Origin of the sequence: Pantoea sp. ICBG 828 (assembly GCF_002928355.1) — a bacterium.
Lineage (GTDB): Bacteria > Pseudomonadota > Gammaproteobacteria > Enterobacterales > Enterobacteriaceae > Pantoea > Pantoea dispersa.
This window is the reverse complement of sequence record NZ_POWN01000005.1, coordinates 399,845-417,038: the sequence shown is the minus strand read 5'-3', so window position 1 is coordinate 417,038 and position 17,194 is coordinate 399,845. Positions and strand designations below refer to the sequence as shown.

Here is a 17,194-nt window from a genome sequence, read left to right as displayed (position 1 = left end):
ATGCGTTACTCTTTATCGTCAATGTTCGCGAGGAAATAAATATGCCTGAAACCTGGACTAATAATGGCAGCACGGAAACGGTAGTGGAAACGCATGCCGGTGTTCCGTTAAAACGCATTTCCTGGAGTGCCGTATTTGCAGGGGTGATTGCGGCCTTAATCATTCATATTCTGCTGGGGCTGCTGGGGACCGCGATCGGGGCCACGACTATCGATCCGCAGCAGGAACAAAATCCGCTGGAGCACCTTGGCACTGGCGCGCTGATCTGGACCGGCGTCAGCATGCTGATTGCGCTGGCGGTCGGTAGCTACGTTGCCGGGCGGCTGGCACAGCGCGAAGGTGCGCTGCACGGCCTGCTGATGTTTGGCGTCAGCACATTGATTACGCTGTGGCTGGCGATTTCACTTGCCAGCGGTATTATCGGCGGCGCCTTTAATATTTTAGGCTCCGGTTTTAATGCCCTGGGTAACGGTATTTCTGCAGTAGCGCCATCGGTGACCAATATGGCGAAAGAGAAGCTGCAGGAAAATAATATCAACCTGGATGATTTGCAAAATGAATTGCAAACCACGCTGCGTCAGACCGGCAAACCGGAACTGCAGCCGGAAAATTTACAGCAGGATGTAAATAGCGAAGCGAATAATGCGCAAAACCAGGCGAAACAGACGGCACAGAATCCACAGAATGCCGACAATGATATTGCCAATTGGATCCGTGGTGTACTGAGTCGTCATGCCGATACGCTGCAGGCTGCAGACCGTGATGCGCTGAAAAACATTATTAAAGCGCGGACCGGAAAAAGCGATCAGGAAGCGGAGCAGATCGTTAATCAGACTGAGCAGAGCTATCAACAGGCGATGCAGAAATATCAGCAACTGAAGCAGGAAGCGGAGCAGAAAGCGCGTGAAGCCGCAGAGAAAGCCGCGGCGGCAACGGCGAAAGCCAGCTGGTTTGCCTTCTTCATGATGCTGATCGAGGCGGTGCTGGCGGCGGTCCTCGGCGGTGTCGGTCGGCGTACCCAGCCGCGCACCGTGTTAACCCACGAGCGTCGGTAACAAAGTCGGTAATAAAAAAGGCGGCTGATTTAGCCGCCTTTTTTTGCTTAGCGCTTCAGCGCTTCGCTCAGTTCTTCGCGCATGCTGGCCAGCATCGCCTTCACCACACGCGGGTTACCGGCCACCAGGTTGCCAGACAGCATATAGCCGTGGTTACCGGTGAAATCAGTCACCAGACCGCCCGCTTCACGCACCAGCAGTTCACCGGCAGCGAAATCCCATGGCTTCAGGCCAATCTCAAAGAAACCGTCAACGCGACCTGCGGCCACATAGGCTAAATCCAGCGCAGCAGAGCCGGTACGGCGGAAATCAGCGCACTGGGTAAACAGTTTTGCCACGATGTTGATGAACGGCGTAGCGTGCTGCTTCAGCTTGAACGGGAAGCCGGTAGCCAGAATGGTGCCGTCGAGGTCACGCGCCGTGCTGCCGCGCAGGCGATAGCCGTTAAGCTGCGCGCCCTGACCGCGTACAGCGGTGAACAGTTCGTTACGCATTGGATCGTAAACCACCGCCACTTCGGTGCGGCCTTTGATGCGCACGGCGATAGAAACAGCAAAGTGGGGCAGACGTTTGATGAAGTTGGTGGTGCCATCCAGGGGATCGATTACCCATTGAACATCCTGATCGTCGCCCGCCAGCTCACCGCTTTCTTCGGTGATGATGGTGTGTTGCGGGTAAGATTTGCGAATCACTTCGACAATCAGACGTTCTGCGTCGCGGTCAACATTGGTAACGAAGTCGTTGCTGCCTTTCTGGCTGGCTTCGACGGCGTCCGGGGTTTCATAATTCTTGGCAATTAAATTTCCGGCCTTGCGCGCTGCGCGCACGGCGATGTTGAGCATCGGATGCATCGGTATCTCTCACTGGATGTTAAAGAACGGGGTGAAAACGGCGCGGAGTATATCAGGGTGTTCAGCAAATGTCCTGCTTTTATGTTAGGATGCGCGCCATCATTTCCTTATCGCTATCTATTATGCTGCAAAATATCCGAATCGTACTGGTAGAAACCTCGCACACCGGCAACATGGGTTCCGTTGCCCGCGCCATGAAAACCATGGGCTTAAGCAACCTGTATCTGGTCAATCCGCTGGTGAAACCGGACTCGCAGGCCATTTCACTGGCTGCCGGTGCCAGCGATGTGATCGGTGAGGCGAAGATCGTCGATACGCTGGATGAGGCGATTGCCGGCTGTAGCCTGGTGGTGGGTACCAGCGCACGTTCGCGCTCGCTGCCGTGGCCGATGCTTGACTCGCGTGAATGCGGCATCAAAAGCGTGGAAGAGGGCCAGCAGGCGCCGGTGGCGCTGGTGTTTGGTCGCGAGCGCGTGGGCCTGACCAACGAAGAGCTGCAGAAGTGCCACTATCATGTTGCCATTCAGGCCAACCCGGAGTACAGCTCGCTCAACCTGGCGATGGCGGTGCAGATTATTGCCTATGAAGTGCGCATGGCGTGGCTGGACGCGCAGGAGAAAGCCAGTCCGCAGCCGCAGTATGAAGCCTCACCGTATCCGCTGGTTGACGATCTGGAGCGCTTCTATCAGCACATCGAGCAGATGATGCTGAACAGCGGTTTTATCCGCCAGGGCACACCGAGCCAGGTGATGAGCAAACTGCGTCGCCTATATACGCGTGCGCGTCCGGAGCGCGATGAACTCAACATTCTGCGCGGCATGCTGTCGTCGTTTGAAAAACCTAAAAACGACAAGGGTAATAGTTGAGTAAAACACCAGGTTAAATAGTTGAGCGAAATACTCGGTTAAATAGTTGACCAAAATACTCGGGAATGTCAGACTGGCCTCCATTCTTCAGATAACCCGCCGACTCGCTGGCGGACGCTTACGAGGTTGTATGCTATGAGACTGACATCCAAAGGACGTTATGCCGTAACCGCTATGCTGGACGTTGCCCTGCACTCGCACGAGGGCCCGGTACCGCTGGCCGATATTTCAGAGCGTCAGGGCATTTCGCTCTCCTATCTGGAGCAGTTATTCTCGCGTCTGCGTAAGCATGGTCTGGTGGCCAGCGTGCGGGGTCCGGGTGGCGGTTATCTGTTAGGCAAAGACGCCGGCGCGATTGCAGTTGGTGCGGTGATCACCGCGGTGGACGAATCCGTTGACGCCACCAAATGCCAGGGTAAAGAGGGTTGCCAGGGCGGCGAGCGCTGCCTGACCCACGTCCTGTGGCGCGACCTGAGCGAGCGCATCAGCGATTTCCTCAACAACATCACGCTGGCGGAACTGGTGAATAACCAGGAGATCCTCGACGTGGCCGATCGCCAGAACAGCGTTGATAACCGTCGCTTCCAGCAGCATCGCGTGCAGGAAACCATCAACGTCAATCTGCGCGCCTGATCCTCTCCCGTTCAGCCTCTGCTGTTAACCCAGGAGAGGCTGAATCGTGCTATAAAGACGTATGATTTTTTATACGGAGTTTTAGCGCAATGAAATTACCGATCTACCTGGATTACGCAGCGACAACGCCTGCGGATCCGCGTGTCGCCAGCAAAATGATGCAGTTCCTCACTTTGGATGGCACCTTCGGTAACCCCGCTTCCCGTTCCCACCGTTTTGGCTGGCAGGCTGAAGAGGCCGTTGACGTGGCGCGCAACCAGGTTGCCGAACTGATCAACGCCGATCCACGCGAAATCGTGTTTACCTCCGGTGCCACAGAAGCCGATAACCTGGCGCTCAAAGGCGCGGCGCAGCAGCATCAGGCGCGCGGTAAACTCATCATCACCAGTCAGACCGAACACAAAGCGGTGCTCGACAGCTGTGCTCAGCTGGCGCGCGAAGGCTTTGACGTCACCTTTCTGCAGCCCGGCGCGGACGGCATCGTCACGCCTGCGATGCTGGAAGCGGCACTGCGCGACGACACCGTGCTGGTGTCGCTGATGCACGTCAATAATGAAACCGGCGTGATTCAGGACATCGCCGCACTGGGCGCGCTGTGTCACGCGCGCGACATCCTGTTCCACGTGGACGCCACGCAAAGCGTGGGCAAACTGCCGCTCGACGTCAGCGCGCTGCCGGTGGATTTGATGTCGTTCTCAGCGCATAAGCTGTACGGGCCGAAAGGCATCGGCGCGCTGTGGGTGCGGCGTAAACCAAAACTGCAGATCGACGCGCAGATGCACGGCGGTGGTCACGAGCGCGGCATGCGTTCGGGGACCTTGCCGGTGCATCAGATTGTCGGCATGGGCGAAGCCTATCGCATCGCGCGCGAAGAGATGGCGGACGAGAGTGCGCGTCTGGCTACGCTGCGCCATCGTCTGTGGCAGGGCATCAGCACGCTAAGCGACGTACAGCTCAACGGTTCACTCGAACAGGGCGCGCCGAATATCCTCAATATCAGTTTTGCCCACGTCGATGGCGAATCGCTGATCATGGCGCTGAAAGATCTGGCGCTGTCGTCGGGATCCGCCTGTACTTCTGCCAGCCTTGAACCTTCCTACGTTCTGCGCGCCATGGGCGTGGATCAGCAGCTGGCCTACAGCTCGCTGCGCTTTTCGCTGGGTCGCTTTACCACGCAGGAAGAGATCGATTATGCCATCGGGGTGGTACATAAGGCAGTAACGCGCTTACGGGCGCTGACGCCGGCCACTTCCCGCTAAATTTTCGCCCTGCGCCGGTCAGTGCGCAGGGATAACAAACGCAAACGGAGCCACGCGATGACAACACAACCCATGACGATTACGCTCAGCTCCCAGGCCGCCGACGCGCGCTGGGGCGAGAAAGCCTTGCTGAGCAGCAATGAAAGTGGCATGACCGTTCACCTGACCGGTGCCGATGCGCTGATGAGCATTCAACGTGCCGGACGCAAGTTGGACGGTCAGGGCATCCGCCACGTCGCGCTGAGCGGCGAAGGCTGGGATCTGGAGAAATGCTGGGCGTTCTGGCAGGGTTTCCGCAGCCCGAAAGGCCAGCGTCAGGTCGAATGGCCGACGCTGAGTGAGGCCGATCAGGCCGAATTTGATCGTCGCCTGAAGATCGTTGACTGGGTGCGCGACACCATCAACCTGCCCGCGGAAGATCTGAGCCCGGAGCAGCTGGCGCACAGCGCCATCGATCTGATCAGCGAAGTAGGCGGTGACGCGGTGAGCTATCGCATCATCAAAGGTGAGGATCTGCGTGAGCAGGGCTATGCCGGGATTCATACCGTGGGCCGCGGCTCGACGCGTCCGCCAGTGATGCTGACGCTGGACTTTAACCCTGGCGGCGACGACAGCACACCGGTGTACGCCTGCCTGGTGGGCAAAGGCATCACCTTTGATACCGGCGGCTACAGCCTGAAGCAGAGCGCATTTATGGATTCGATGAAATCCGACATGGGCGGCGCAGCAACGGTGACCGGTGCGCTGGCGCTGGCGATTGCGCGCGGCCTGGATAAACGCGTGAAGCTGTTCCTGTGCTGCGCCGATAACATGGTAAGCGGCAACGCGTTCCGCCTTGGCGACATCATCCGCTATCGCAACGGGAAATCCGTTGAAGTGATGAACACCGACGCCGAAGGGCGTCTGGTACTGGCCGATGGACTGATCGACGCCAGCGAACAGCGTCCGCAGCTGCTGATTGATGCGGCCACGCTGACCGGTGCCGCGAAAACCGCGCTGGGCAACGATTATCATGCGCTGTTTACCTTTGACGACGTGCTGGCGGAGTCGCTGCTGGGCAGCGCCACCAGCGAAAACGAAGCCTTCTGGCGTCTGCCGCTGGCCGAGTTCCACCGCAACCACCTGCCGTCCAATTTTGCCGATCTGAATAACATCGCCAGCGCAGCCCACGCGGCGGGCGCCAGCAGCGCGGCAGCGTTTCTCTCGTGGTTCGTCAGCAACTATCAGCAGGGCTGGCTGCACATTGACTGCTCCGCGACCTATCGCAAAAGCGCGGTGGATCAGTGGTCCGCCGGTGCGACAGGCCTTGGCGTGCGGACCATTGCCAATCTGTTACTGAAATAATCCCGACAACGGCAGGCTGCAACCTGCCGTCTTTTTTGGAAGCCTATCCCTTATGAGTAACCGTCTTGAAGAGGTGCTGAAGCTGGCGGCCACCGAGCCTGCGCACCGTCCGGAATTTTTTCAGCTATTGCTGGAGGCCGATGTCTGGGTGCCGGGCGAAAGTCCCGCGGAGCAGTTTGATGCCACCTCGCCGGTAGAATTACAGCACTGGGAGAAAGAGGGCGGCGGCAGCGTGATCCCTTTCTTTACCTCAGAAGCAGCGATGAGCGAAGCCATCCAGGGTGAGCAGCCGTACCTGCGTTTACCGACGCGCACGCTGTTTGAAATGACGCTGGGCGAAACGCTGTTCCTCAATCCGAAACTGCCGGCCGGCAAAGAGTTTTCACCCGGCGAGATCGCGCATCTGCTGGGCGAAGAGGGCAGTGCGCTGAGCCAGCAAACGGTGCTGGAGGGCGGTCATGCATTGCTGCTGTCCGAAGTGGCCGAGCCGCCAGCGCAGATGATCGATTCGCTGACCCAGCTGTTTGCGAAATACAAACAGGTGCGTCGCGCCTACGTTGCCAGCATTCGTGAGCGTGCCGATGAACAGGCGAATCTGTTGATTGGGATTGAAGCCGACAGCGATATTGATGCGATTATTCAGGCGGCCGGCAGCGTGGCGACTGATACGCTGCCCGATGACGCGCCAATTGATATCTGTGAAGTGGTCAGCAACGAGCAGGGTGTCAGCCATTTCTTCACCGCGCACATTACGCCGTTTTATGAGCGCCGCTGGGGCAGTTTCCTGCGCGATTTCAAAGGCAGCCAGCGGATTATCTAGTGCCGGTGCGCATCAGTGCGCCGGTAAATCGCACCGATGCTACCAGGTGCGCATAAATGCGCACCCTACACGTAGGGTCGCCGTTTACGGCGACCGGATAAATGTGTGTAACATCCGACAACGCGCACCTTACGGCGACCGGATAAATGTGCACAACATCCGACAACGCGCACCTTACGGCGACCGGATACACTTATTTCTCAATCGGTAAATCGTCGCGGCTGCCCCATTCTCCCCACGAACCGTCGTACAGCGTCACATCACGCACGCCCAGCGCGGTCAGCGCCAGAATCACCACCACCGCCGTCACACCGGAGCCGCAGCTGGCGACAATCGGCTGATCCAGCTTAATGCCTGCCTTTGCAAACAGATCGCGCAGCTCGGCGGCCGGTTTCAGCTCACCGTTGGCCACCAGATCGTTCCACGGCATATTCAGGCTGTGCGGGATATGGCCGCGCAGCAGGCCGGGACGCGGCTCATCCACTTCGGCATTGAAACGGTTGGCCGCGCGCGCATCGACAATCTGCGCGCCGCCCTCGTGGCTGATCAGCAGCACATCGGTCAGGCGCTTCACCTGGCTGCTGTCGTATTGCGCGTCAAACTCGCCTTCAGGCAGATTCACCGGACCGGTAGCCAGGCTGAAGCCAGCGGCTTTCCAGCCCTGCAGGCCGCCCGCCAGAATCGACACCTGTTCACAGCCAAAGGCGCGCAGCATCCACCAGGCGCGCGGCGCGGAGAACAGATTGCCTTCGTCGTACACCACCAGATGTTTATCCTGGCTGATGCCGAGCTCGCGCATCGCCACGGCAAAGGTCTCTGCGCGCGGCATCATATGCGGATACGGGCTGGTGTGATCGGACAGCGCTTCGATGTTGAAAAAAGGCGCATCCGGCAGATGCCCGGCCAGATACTCCGCCGTGATATCGCGCACCGCTTCCTGACCTGGCGGCAGCATGCGGGCATCCAGCACCTGCAAACGCTCTTCGTGGTAATGTTCATTCAACCAATCAGCGGACACAAACATGGCTGTCATAGCAACCTCTTCTCCATCAGCGGCAAAGGCCCAGTGTCCGGGAATGTGAAGGCTATCTCAAGGGTAACATTGCTAAAGTTGGCGGCTTGATGTGAAATTGCGCAGCACAACACGTTTAACCTTTTGGGGCTGGTGAGGGAATTACCATGGCAAGATGTGTAAAACGACTGCTGTTCAGCGTGCTGATCGGCGGCGCATTACTGGGCGGCGCGCAGCCGTCGCTGCAGGCGGCTGATACGCCTGCGCCGCAGGCCGCGACACACGCTCTCGCGGTGATCGACCTTTCCGAGCTGCAGCTGGACGGCGCGGCGGCGCTGGTACTGACCTTCAACCGCGCGCTCGACGGTCAGCAGGATTTCAACCATTGGATCAGCCTCACCGATGACAGCAGCGGCAAGGTCGACGGAGGCTGGGAGCTGGCGCAGAACGGCAAAGTGCTGCGCTTCCGTCATCCGCAGCCGGCGCGCAAGCTCACCGTCACCGTCAATGCCGGCCTGAAGGCCGCGGATGGCAGTGCCTTAGCCAGCCCATTCAGCCAGACACTCACCACGCTCGACATCCAGCCGATGGTCGGTTTCGCCAGTCGTGGCTCGCTGCTGCCGCTGCGCCTGGCGCAGGGACTGCCGGTGCTGGCGCTCAACGTTAACCAGATCGATGTTGATTTCTTCCGGGTGAAAAATGCCACGCTCGCGGATTTTCTCGCCCAGTGGAATTACGGCAACAATTTGTCGTACTGGGAATCGCGCGATCTGCTGAAAAACGCCGATCTGGTTTACAGCGGCCGCTTCGATCTCAACCCGGCACGCAATACGCGGGAAAAAATGCAGCTGCCGCTCGGCGACGTCGCGGCGCTGAAACAGCCGGGTGTCTATCTGGCGGTGATGAAACAGGCCGGCACCTACAACTACACGCAACCGGCGACACTGTTCACGTTAAGTGACATTGGTTTGTCGCTGCATCGCTTCCCGGGCCAGCTCGAACTCTTTAGCCAAAGTCTTGCCAGCGGTGCGCCGTTAGAAGATGTCACCATTCAGCTACTGGATGAGAAAGGCCAACAGCTGGCGACTGGCAGCAGCGACAGCGAGGGTCATTTGCGTTTAGCGGCTAACGCCAAAGGCAAGCTGCTGCTGGCGACCAGTAAAGGCCAGACTTCGCTCATCGACCTTAATCGCCCGGCGCTGGATCTGGCCGAATTCCCGATTGATGGCCCGCAAGGCTACGACAAACAGTTCTTCATTTTTGGCCCGCGCGATCTCTATCGCCCTGGCGAAACGGTCATTGTTAATGCGCTGCTGCGCGATGCCGATGGCAAACCACTGCCGCCGCAGCCGGTGAAAGCTGAAGTGGTGCAGCCGAATGGTGAAGTGGCACAAACCTTCGTCTGGCAGCCAGAGAACGGCGTTTATCAACAACGTTTTGCCTTACCGGCCTCGGCGATGACCGGTAAATGGACGCTGCGTATTAACAGCGGCGACAACCAGCCGCGCAGCTGGCCGTTCAATGTAGAAGATTTCCTGCCCGAACGGATGGCGCTGTCGCTTAAAAGCAACACTCAGCCACTGTCGCCAGATGCCGACGTCACCTTTGATATCGAAGGTCGCTATTTGTATGGTGCGCCAGCGGCAGGCAACGAACTTCAAGGCCAGCTGTTCCTGCGTCCGGCGCGTGAAGCGGTCGCTGCGTTGCCAGGTTACCAATTTGGCGACATCACTGAAGAACTGAAACGAAGCCTTGATGATGTGGATGAAAAGCTGGACGACAGCGGCAGGTTGCAGCTTAAGGTCGAAAGCAGCTGGGCGGAGAGCCACTCTCCGCTCAACCTGATTTTGCAGGCCAGCCTGCTGGAGACCGGCGGTCGTCCGGTAACGCGCCGCGCCACGCAAGCGATCTGGCCTGCGCCAGCGCTGCCGGGCATACGCCCATTGTTTAACAGCGAATCAGTGTACGACTATCGCACCGATCGTTATAACGATGAGCCAACCGTGCCGGAAAACAGCCTCGCCGAATTTGACGTGGTGTACGCCAATGCGCAGGGCGAAAAGCTGGCGGCGCAGGATCTTGATGTGCGTTTGATCCACGAACGTCGCGACTACTTCTGGAGCTTCTCCGACAGCGAAGGCTGGCAGTCACGTTACGATGAAAAAGATCTGCAGGAAGAGCAGCAGCGCATCAGCGTTGCGGCGGGCGGCAGCCAGAAAGTCAGCTTCCCGGTAGAGTGGGGCACCTATCGTCTTGAAGTGCATGCCGGTGACAACGTCGTCAGCAGCGTGCGTTTCCAGGCAGGCTACTGGTGGCAGGACAACACCAACGGCACCGGCGCGCTGCGTCCAGATCAGGTCAAACTGAAGATCGACAAAGCCGCCTATCAACCCGGCGACACCGCACGTGTCACGGTGGAATCCCCGGCGGCCGGCAAAGGCTATCTGCTGGTGGAGTCGAGCAGCGGCACCTTGTGGTGGCAACCGCTGGATGTACCGGCGGGCGGCGCAACCATTAATGTGCCAGTCAGTGCGGAGTGGAAGCGCCACGATCTGTATCTCAGCGCGATTGTGGTGCGCGCCGGCGACAAAGCGAACGGCACCACGCCAAAACGCGCGGTCGGCTTGTTGCATCTGCCGATGGCAACCGCCGCGCGCCGCCTGACGCTGGCGCTTGAGGCACCGGACAGGATTCGGCCGGAACAAACCGTGCAAGTCAAGGTTAAAGCCCGCCGCGAGGGCGGTGCGCTGCCGCAGCAGGTGCAGGTATTGTTGTCGGCGGTGGACAGCGGCGTGCTGAGCATTACCGACTATGCCACCCCCGATCCGTGGAACGGCTTCTTTGGCCGCAAGCGCTACAACGCCGATCAATATGACGTATTCGGGCAGTTGATTGAGGGCGGTGGCAAACTGGCGGCGCTGCGTTTTGGCGGTGACGGGGATGATGCCGATGCGCTGTCGCGCGGCGGTAAAAAGCCGGTCACCGAGGCGCAGATTGTGGCGCAGCAGCTGCAACCGGTGACGCTGGATGCCAGCGGCGAGGGCACGCTGGAACTGCCGGTACCGGCCTTCAACGGCGAGCTGCGGCTGATGGCGCAGGTGTGGAGCGAAGACAGTTTCGGCGCGGCGGATCGTAAAATGGTGGTCGCCGCACCGCTGGTAAGCGAACTGGCGACGCCGCGCTTTCTTGCCAGCGGCGATCAATCAACACTGGCGCTGGATTTGACCAACCTCACCGATCAACCTCAAACGTTGAACGTCGCGGTCAACGCAAGTGGCTTGATTGCACTCAACGGCCAAATCCCGGCCAGGGTGCAGCTGGCGAAGGGGGCGCGAACCACGCTGGCGATTCCGGTTAAAGCGCAGGACGGTTTTGGTGAGGGCGACGTGCAGGTGACCGTTTCGGGGCTGAGCCTGCCGAACGAGACGCTGGCACCGAGCGTGCGCCGCTGGAAGATTGGCGTGCGTCCGGCTTATCCGGCGCAAACCCTGAGTTTCGATAACGTAATGAACAGCGGGCAGCGCTGGCAGGTGATGGCAAGCGCTTTCAACGGCCTGCAGGCTGGCACGCTGAGCGGCCAGCTGTCGCTGAGTTCTCAGCCGCCGCTGAATATCGCCAGCTACATCAGCCAGCTTTACGCTTATCCCTATGGCTGTCTGGAGCAGACCGCCAGCGGTATCTGGCCTTCACTCTTCACTAATCACGCCCAGCTCAGCGCGATGGGCATCAAAACCAGCAGCGATGAGGCGCGCCGCGCGGCAATTGACACCGGCATTGCGCGCCTGGCCGGCATGCAGCGCGGTAACGGCAGCTTTGGCCTGTGGAGCAAAGAAAGCAGCGAGGAGTTCTGGCTCACCGCTTACGTCACTGACTTCCTGCTGCGCGCCAGCGAAGCAGGCTACAGCGTGCCGGAGGGCGTGATTAATCGCGCCGACCAGCGCCTGCTGCGTTATTTGCAGGATCCGGCGCAAATCGAAACCAGCTGGAGTAGCGATGCCGATGCGCTGCGTTTTAGCGTGCAGGCCTATGCGGGGCTGGTGCTGGCGCGTCAGCAGCAGGCGCCGCTCGGCGCGCTGCGGGCGCTGTATGACCAACGCGCCCAGGCGAAGTCCGGACTGGCGCTGGTGCAGCTTGGCGTGGCGCTAAAGCAGATGGGCGATACGCAGCGCGCGCAGCTGGCGCTGATGCAGGGCATCGCGCTGCAACGCCAGCCTGACATGTGGCTGGGCGATTACGGCAGTCCGCTGCGTGACCGCGCGCTGACCCTGGCGCTGCTGACGGAAAATCAGCTGCTGCCGGCGCAGCAGGGGCCATTGCTGATTGAACTGGCGCAAACGCTGCACGGGCAGCGCTGGTTCTCTACGCAGGAGAACAATGCGCTGTTCCTCGCCGCGCGGACGCTGCAGCAGCATCCGGGTGAAGCCTGGCGGGCCACGCTGCAGGACCAGCCGCTGCGCAGCGATCGGCCGCTGAGTCTCGGGCTGAGCGCGCCGCAGTTGCAGCAGGGCCTGACGCTGACCAGCGACACGCCGTCGCCGCTGTACGGCACGCTCAATGTGGTCGGCTATCCGCGCACTGCGCCGTCACCGGTCAGCAACGTGCTCAGCATCAGTCGCGAATACTTCACGCTGGACGGCAAACCGGCCGATCTCAATAACCTTAAGAGCGGCGAGCTGCTGGTGGTGCGGCTGAAGGTGGGCGCCAGTCAGCGCGTCAGCGATGCGCTGGTGGTGGATCTGCTGCCGGCCGGACTGGAGCTGGAAAATCAAAACCTGAGCGACAGCAGCGCCAGCCTGGGCGACAGTGCCGATGCGCTGAAAGAGAGCATGATGGACATGCAGCAGGCCAACATTAAACATCTTGAGTTCCGCGACGACCGCTTTGTCGCCGCGCTGGCGCTGGATGGCTACACGCCCGGCACGCTGCTGTATCTGGCGCGCGCGGTGACGCCGGGCAGTTATCGTCTGCCGCCACCGCAGGTGGAGTCGATGTATGTGCCCGCGTGGCGCGCCATCGGCACCACGCCGGAAAAACTTCATGTGCGTTAAGCGCCCGTGACGCAGCGCCACCGACGCCTGTGCGGGCTGGCGCTGCTGTTACTGCTGCTGGTGGGTGCAGTATGGCTGCTGGACCGGCTCGATCCGCTGCCGCTGCGCCAGTTACAGCCGGCGCGGGTGGTGGTAGCGGAAGATGGCACGCCGCTGTGGCGCTTTGCCGATCGACAGGGTGTGTGGCGCTATCCGGTGACGCTGGACGAGGTGTCACCGGCTTATATTGAGGCGCTGCTGACCTACGAAGACCGCTGGTTCTGGCACCATCCTGGCATTAACCCGCTGGCGATAGTGCGCGCCGTCGGGCAAAACCTGCTGCAGCACGACATTGTCTCCGGCGGCAGCACGCTGACTATGCAGGTGGCGCGGCTGATTGATCCGCAGCCGCGTACCCTGCGTGGCAAAGTGGTGCAGGCGTGGCGTGCGCTGCAGCTGGAGTGGCATCTGTCAAAGCGCGAGATCCTCACGCTGTATCTCAACCGCGCCCCGTTTGGTGGCACGGTTGAGGGCGTCGGCGCTGCCAGCTGGATGTGGCTGGGCAAACCGGCGTCGCAGCTTACCCGCGGCGAGGCGGCGCTGCTGGCGGTGCTGCCGCAGGCACCCAGCCGTTTGCGCCCGGACCGCTGGCCGCAGCGCGCTGAAGCTGCCCGCAATAAAGTGCTGGATCGCCTGGCGCAGTATCAGGTGTGGCCGGCGCATACCGTCGCCGAAATCAAACAGGAGCCGGTATGGCTGCCGCCGCGCCAGCTGCCGCAGCTGGCACCGCTGCTGGCGCGCCGGCTGCTGTCGCTGTCGCCCGACAGCAAAATTACCTCCACGCTGGATGTGTCGCTGCAGCGTGAACTGGAGAACCTCGCTGCGTCGCTGCAAACCCGGCTGCCGCCGCGCACCTCGCTGGCACTGCTGGTTGTCGACCACAGCACCATGAAGGTGCGCGGCTACGTCGGCTCGGTGTCTTTCAATGACGATAGCCGCTTTGGCCATGTGGATATGATTGCCAGCGTTCGTTCGCCGGGATCGCTGCTCAAGCCGTTTGTCTACGGCATGGCGCTGGATGATGGCCTGATTCATGGCGAATCGCTGCTGCAGGATGTGCCACGCCGCTTTGGCGACTATCGTCCCGGCAATTTCGACAGCGGCTTTCACGGCCCGGTCAGCGCCAGCGAAGCGCTGCAGCGTTCGCTCAATCTGCCGGCGGTGCAGCTGCTGGAGGCGCTTGGACCGAAAAACGTCGCCGCGCGGCTGCGCAACGTCGGCCTGAATCTGCGCTTTCCGGCGGGCGGTGAACCGAATCTGTCGCTGGTGCTGGGCGGCACCGGCGCGCGGCTGGACGACATTGTCGCCGCCTACAGCGCCTTTGCCCGCCACGGTAATGCTGCGCAGCTGCGCTGGCTGCCGCAGCAGCCGCTGCTGCAGCGTCCGTTACTGTCGCCCGGCGCGGCGTGGATTGTACGCCGCATCCTCGCCGGTGAGGCGCAGCCTGCCGCCAGCGGGGCGGTCGCCGATATCGTGCCGCTGGCGTGGAAAACCGGCACCAGCTACGGCTATCGCGACGCCTGGAGCGTCGGTATCACGCCGCGCTATCTGATTGGCGTCTGGGTGGGCAGGCCGGATGCCACGCCGGTTGCCGGCCAGTTCGGTTACGCGTCGGCGGTGCCGGTGATGCAGCAGGTTAATCACCTGCTGGCGGGACACCTGCCGGCGCGCGGCGTACCCGGCGATGCGCGCCCGGCGACGGTCAGCGCCGTCAGTATCTGCTGGCCCGGCGGCCAGCCGTTGCCCGCCGGCGATGAGAACTGCCGGCAGCGGCGTTACAGCTGGGTGCTGAATCAGACCGTGCCGCCAACGCTGCTGGCGCCGGGTCAGGAAGGCGTCAATGGCTTACGCCAGCGCTTCTGGCAAAACAGCAAAGGGCTGCGCGTGGCGGCGGATTGTCCGGATGCGCAAAGCCGGGAACGCGTGATGTGGCCGCTGCCGCTTGAGCCGTGGCTGCCACCGGGCGAACGGCGGGCGCAGCGCCTGCCGCCAGTGGATGCGACCTGCCCGCCGCTGAATCAGGGGGACAGCGCGCCGCTGCTGGTGACCGGCGTGATCAATGACCAGCGCGTGCAGCCGCTGCCCGGTAAGGCCGTCTTGCTGCTGCCGGTGGCGGTGCAGGGCGGGCAGGGTACGCAGCGCTGGTGGTTTTTAAACGGGCAGCCGGTGGAGCTGGCGGCGGGAAAAAGCAGCGCCTCGCTGGTGCTGCGCGAGCCCGGTCGTTATCAGCTGGTGGTGATGGATGAGGCCGGGCAGCTGGCTTCGGTGTCTTTCACGCGCGGCTAAACGCAGCGCTATGGCATATTTTTTGCGTGTTTGCCCCGACAGAAATCAATTATTTTCAATAATTCCTCTCTTCACTCATAGGCAAGGCGCGCCGATCTCCCTATAATCGGCGCGTTTTCTTACCGGGAGCGGGTTCCCGGTTTCTTCAGGATGCTAATCAGAGGTAATCATGGCAATCGAACGCACTTTCTCCATCATCAAACCAAACGCCGTCGCTAAGAACGTGATTGGTGCTATCTACAACCGTTTCGAAAGCGCTGGCTTCAAAATCGTTGGTGCGAAAATGCTGCACCTGACCAAAGAGCAGGCTGAAGGCTTCTACGCGGAGCACAAAGGCCGTCCGTTCTTTGATGGTCTGGTTGAGTTCATGACTTCTGGCCCGGTTGTGGTATCTGTTCTGGAAGGCGAAAACGCTATCCAGCGTCACCGCGATCTGATGGGTGCAACTAACCCGGACAACGCGCTGGCCGGTACGCTGCGTGCTGACTACGCAGACAGCTTCACCGAAAACGCCACCCACGGTTCTGACTCTGCAGAATCTGCGGCACGCGAAATCGCTTACTTCTTCGCAGAAAACGAAGTCTGCCCACGTACCCGCTAAGTGCGCGGTAGCGGATGCGGACAGGGGTCTTTACACCTTGTAACCGGTGGCTAAGACGTTCCCCTGGCATCACGCAGCAGATGTAGTACAATTATGCGCCCTTGTTGAGCCTGGCTCAGCGAGGGCGCTGTTTTTTTCCTATTCTTAACCAGAGCCGTAACGTGTAACAACGAGGCCAGAGAACATTATGTCCGAACAGATTGTGACGCCGTCGTCCGCTTCCCCCGTGGTTGTTTCCCCGAAAAACGAAAAAATTAACCTGCTGGATCTTAACCGTCAGCAGATGCGCGAATTCTTTGTTGAGATGGGCGAAAAACCGTTCCGTGCCGATCAGGTCATGAAGTGGATGTACCACTACTGCTGCGATGATTTCGAGCAGATGACAGACATCAATAAAGTGCTGCGTGGCAAGCTGATGCAGCGCGCTGAAATTCGTGCGCCGGAAGTGGCGGAAGAGATGCGCTCCAGCGATGGCACCATTAAGTGGGCGATTCGCGTCGGCGATCAGCTGGTGGAAACCGTGTATATCCCGGAAGCCGACCGCGCCACGCTGTGCGTCTCCTCGCAGGTAGGCTGTGCGCTGGAGTGTAAATTCTGTTCGACCGCGCAGCAGGGCTTTAACCGTAACCTGCGCGTGTCTGAAATCATCGGTCAGGTATGGCGCGCGGCAAAAATTATCGGTGCCGCTAAAGTGACCGGCCAGCGTCCGATCACCAACGTGGTCATGATGGGCATGGGCGAGCCGCTGCTCAACCTTACCAACGTGGTACCGGCGATGGAGATCATGCTGGATGACTTCGGTTTCGGCCTCTCCAAACGTCGCGTGACGCTGTCGACCTCGGGCGTAGTGCCGGCGCTGGACAAGCTCGGCGATATGATCGACGTGGCGCTGGCGATTTCGCTGCACGCACCGAATGACACCATCCGCGATGACATCGTGCCAATCAACAAAAAGTACAACATCGAAGCCTTCCTGGCGGCGGTGAAGCGCTACATTGGCAAATCCAACGCCAATCAGGGCCGCGTGACGATTGAGTACGTGATGCTGGATCACGTCAACGACAGCACCGAACATGCGCATGAGCTGGCGGCGCTGCTGAAAGAGACGCCGTGCAAGATCAACCTGATTCCGTGGAACCCCTTCCCGGGCGCGCCGTATGGCCGCAGCTCGAACAGCCGTATCGACCGCTTCTCCAAAGTGCTGATGGAGTACGGTTTCACTACCATCGTGCGTAAAACGCGCGGCGATGACATTGATGCCGCCTGTGGTCAGCTGGCCGGCGATGTTATCGATCGCACCAAGCGTACGCTGCGTAAAAAAATGGCCGGTGAAGCCATCTCTGTGAAGGCGCTCTGAAAGATCGCGCCCGCTGCTACGCA

General features: G+C 60.3%; 12 protein-coding genes. 10 read left to right on the top strand and 2 right to left on the bottom strand.

Features of this window, described 5'->3' with window-relative positions:
- Positions 1-41: 41 nt before the first annotated feature.
- Positions 42-1,055, top strand: a complete 1,014-nt coding sequence (locus C1Y43_RS14785; protein ID WP_104188691.1) for a hypothetical protein — start codon at positions 42-44, stop codon at positions 1,053-1,055.
- A gap of 47 nt (positions 1,056-1,102) precedes the next feature.
- Here the strand turns inward: C1Y43_RS14785 and suhB are convergent, their stop codons facing one another.
- Positions 1,103-1,906 carry an inositol-1-monophosphatase gene (gene suhB, locus C1Y43_RS14780; RefSeq protein WP_058758291.1) on the bottom strand — a complete coding sequence of 268 codons (804 nt, stop codon included), beginning with the start codon at positions 1,904-1,906 and terminating at the stop codon, positions 1,103-1,105.
- Positions 1,907-2,028: 122 nt separating this feature from the next.
- Between suhB and trmJ the strand changes: the two genes are divergently transcribed.
- From trmJ to sseB, 5 genes are all read left to right on the top strand, one after another.
- Complete coding sequence (gene trmJ, locus C1Y43_RS14775; protein WP_031279390.1) at positions 2,029-2,772, top strand: tRNA (cytosine(32)/uridine(32)-2'-O)-methyltransferase TrmJ; 744 nt, start codon at positions 2,029-2,031, stop codon at positions 2,770-2,772.
- Positions 2,773-2,907: 135 nt separating this feature from the next.
- A complete protein-coding gene (gene iscR, locus C1Y43_RS14770; protein ID WP_031279392.1) occupies positions 2,908-3,405 on the top strand; it encodes a Fe-S cluster assembly transcriptional regulator IscR in 498 nt (165 codons plus the stop codon).
- An 89-nt stretch (positions 3,406-3,494) separates the two neighbouring features.
- Entirely contained in the window at positions 3,495-4,664 is a 1,170-nt protein-coding gene (locus C1Y43_RS14765; RefSeq protein ID WP_104188690.1) for an IscS subfamily cysteine desulfurase, read from the top strand.
- Positions 4,665-4,721: 57 nt separating this feature from the next.
- Positions 4,722-6,008 (top strand): aminopeptidase PepB, encoded by a 1,287-nt coding sequence (gene pepB, locus C1Y43_RS14760; RefSeq protein ID WP_104188688.1) that lies wholly within the window; start codon positions 4,722-4,724, stop codon positions 6,006-6,008.
- Between the two features lie 52 nt (positions 6,009-6,060).
- Entirely contained in the window at positions 6,061-6,828 is a 768-nt protein-coding gene (sseB, locus tag C1Y43_RS14755; protein WP_058758294.1) for an enhanced serine sensitivity protein SseB, read from the top strand.
- A gap of 193 nt (positions 6,829-7,021) precedes the next feature.
- On the opposite strand, the gene sseA is transcribed toward sseB, so the two are convergent.
- Positions 7,022-7,861, bottom strand: coding sequence for a 3-mercaptopyruvate sulfurtransferase (gene sseA / locus C1Y43_RS14750; protein ID WP_021506552.1), 840 nt, complete (start codon positions 7,859-7,861; stop codon positions 7,022-7,024).
- Positions 7,862-8,007: 146 nt separating this feature from the next.
- Between sseA and C1Y43_RS14745 the strand changes: the two genes are divergently transcribed.
- The 4 genes from C1Y43_RS14745 to C1Y43_RS14730 all read left to right on the top strand — a co-directional run bounded on the left by C1Y43_RS14745 (position 8,008) and on the right by C1Y43_RS14730 (position 17,171).
- Positions 8,008-12,888: an alpha-2-macroglobulin gene (locus C1Y43_RS14745; RefSeq protein ID WP_104188686.1), complete on the top strand. Its 4,881-nt coding sequence runs from the start codon at positions 8,008-8,010 to the stop codon at positions 12,886-12,888.
- Positions 12,889-12,894: 6 nt separating this feature from the next.
- Positions 12,895-15,213 (top strand): peptidoglycan glycosyltransferase PbpC, encoded by a 2,319-nt coding sequence (pbpC, locus tag C1Y43_RS14740; RefSeq protein ID WP_104188684.1) that lies wholly within the window; start codon positions 12,895-12,897, stop codon positions 15,211-15,213.
- Between the two features lie 169 nt (positions 15,214-15,382).
- Positions 15,383-15,814 carry a nucleoside-diphosphate kinase gene (ndk, locus tag C1Y43_RS14735; RefSeq protein ID WP_021506555.1) on the top strand — a complete coding sequence of 144 codons (432 nt, stop codon included), beginning with the start codon at positions 15,383-15,385 and terminating at the stop codon, positions 15,812-15,814.
- A 187-nt stretch (positions 15,815-16,001) separates the two neighbouring features.
- Positions 16,002-17,171: a bifunctional tRNA (adenosine(37)-C2)-methyltransferase TrmG/ribosomal RNA large subunit methyltransferase RlmN gene (locus tag C1Y43_RS14730; protein ID WP_021506556.1), complete on the top strand. Its 1,170-nt coding sequence runs from the start codon at positions 16,002-16,004 to the stop codon at positions 17,169-17,171.
- Positions 17,172-17,194: the final 23 nt, after the last annotated feature.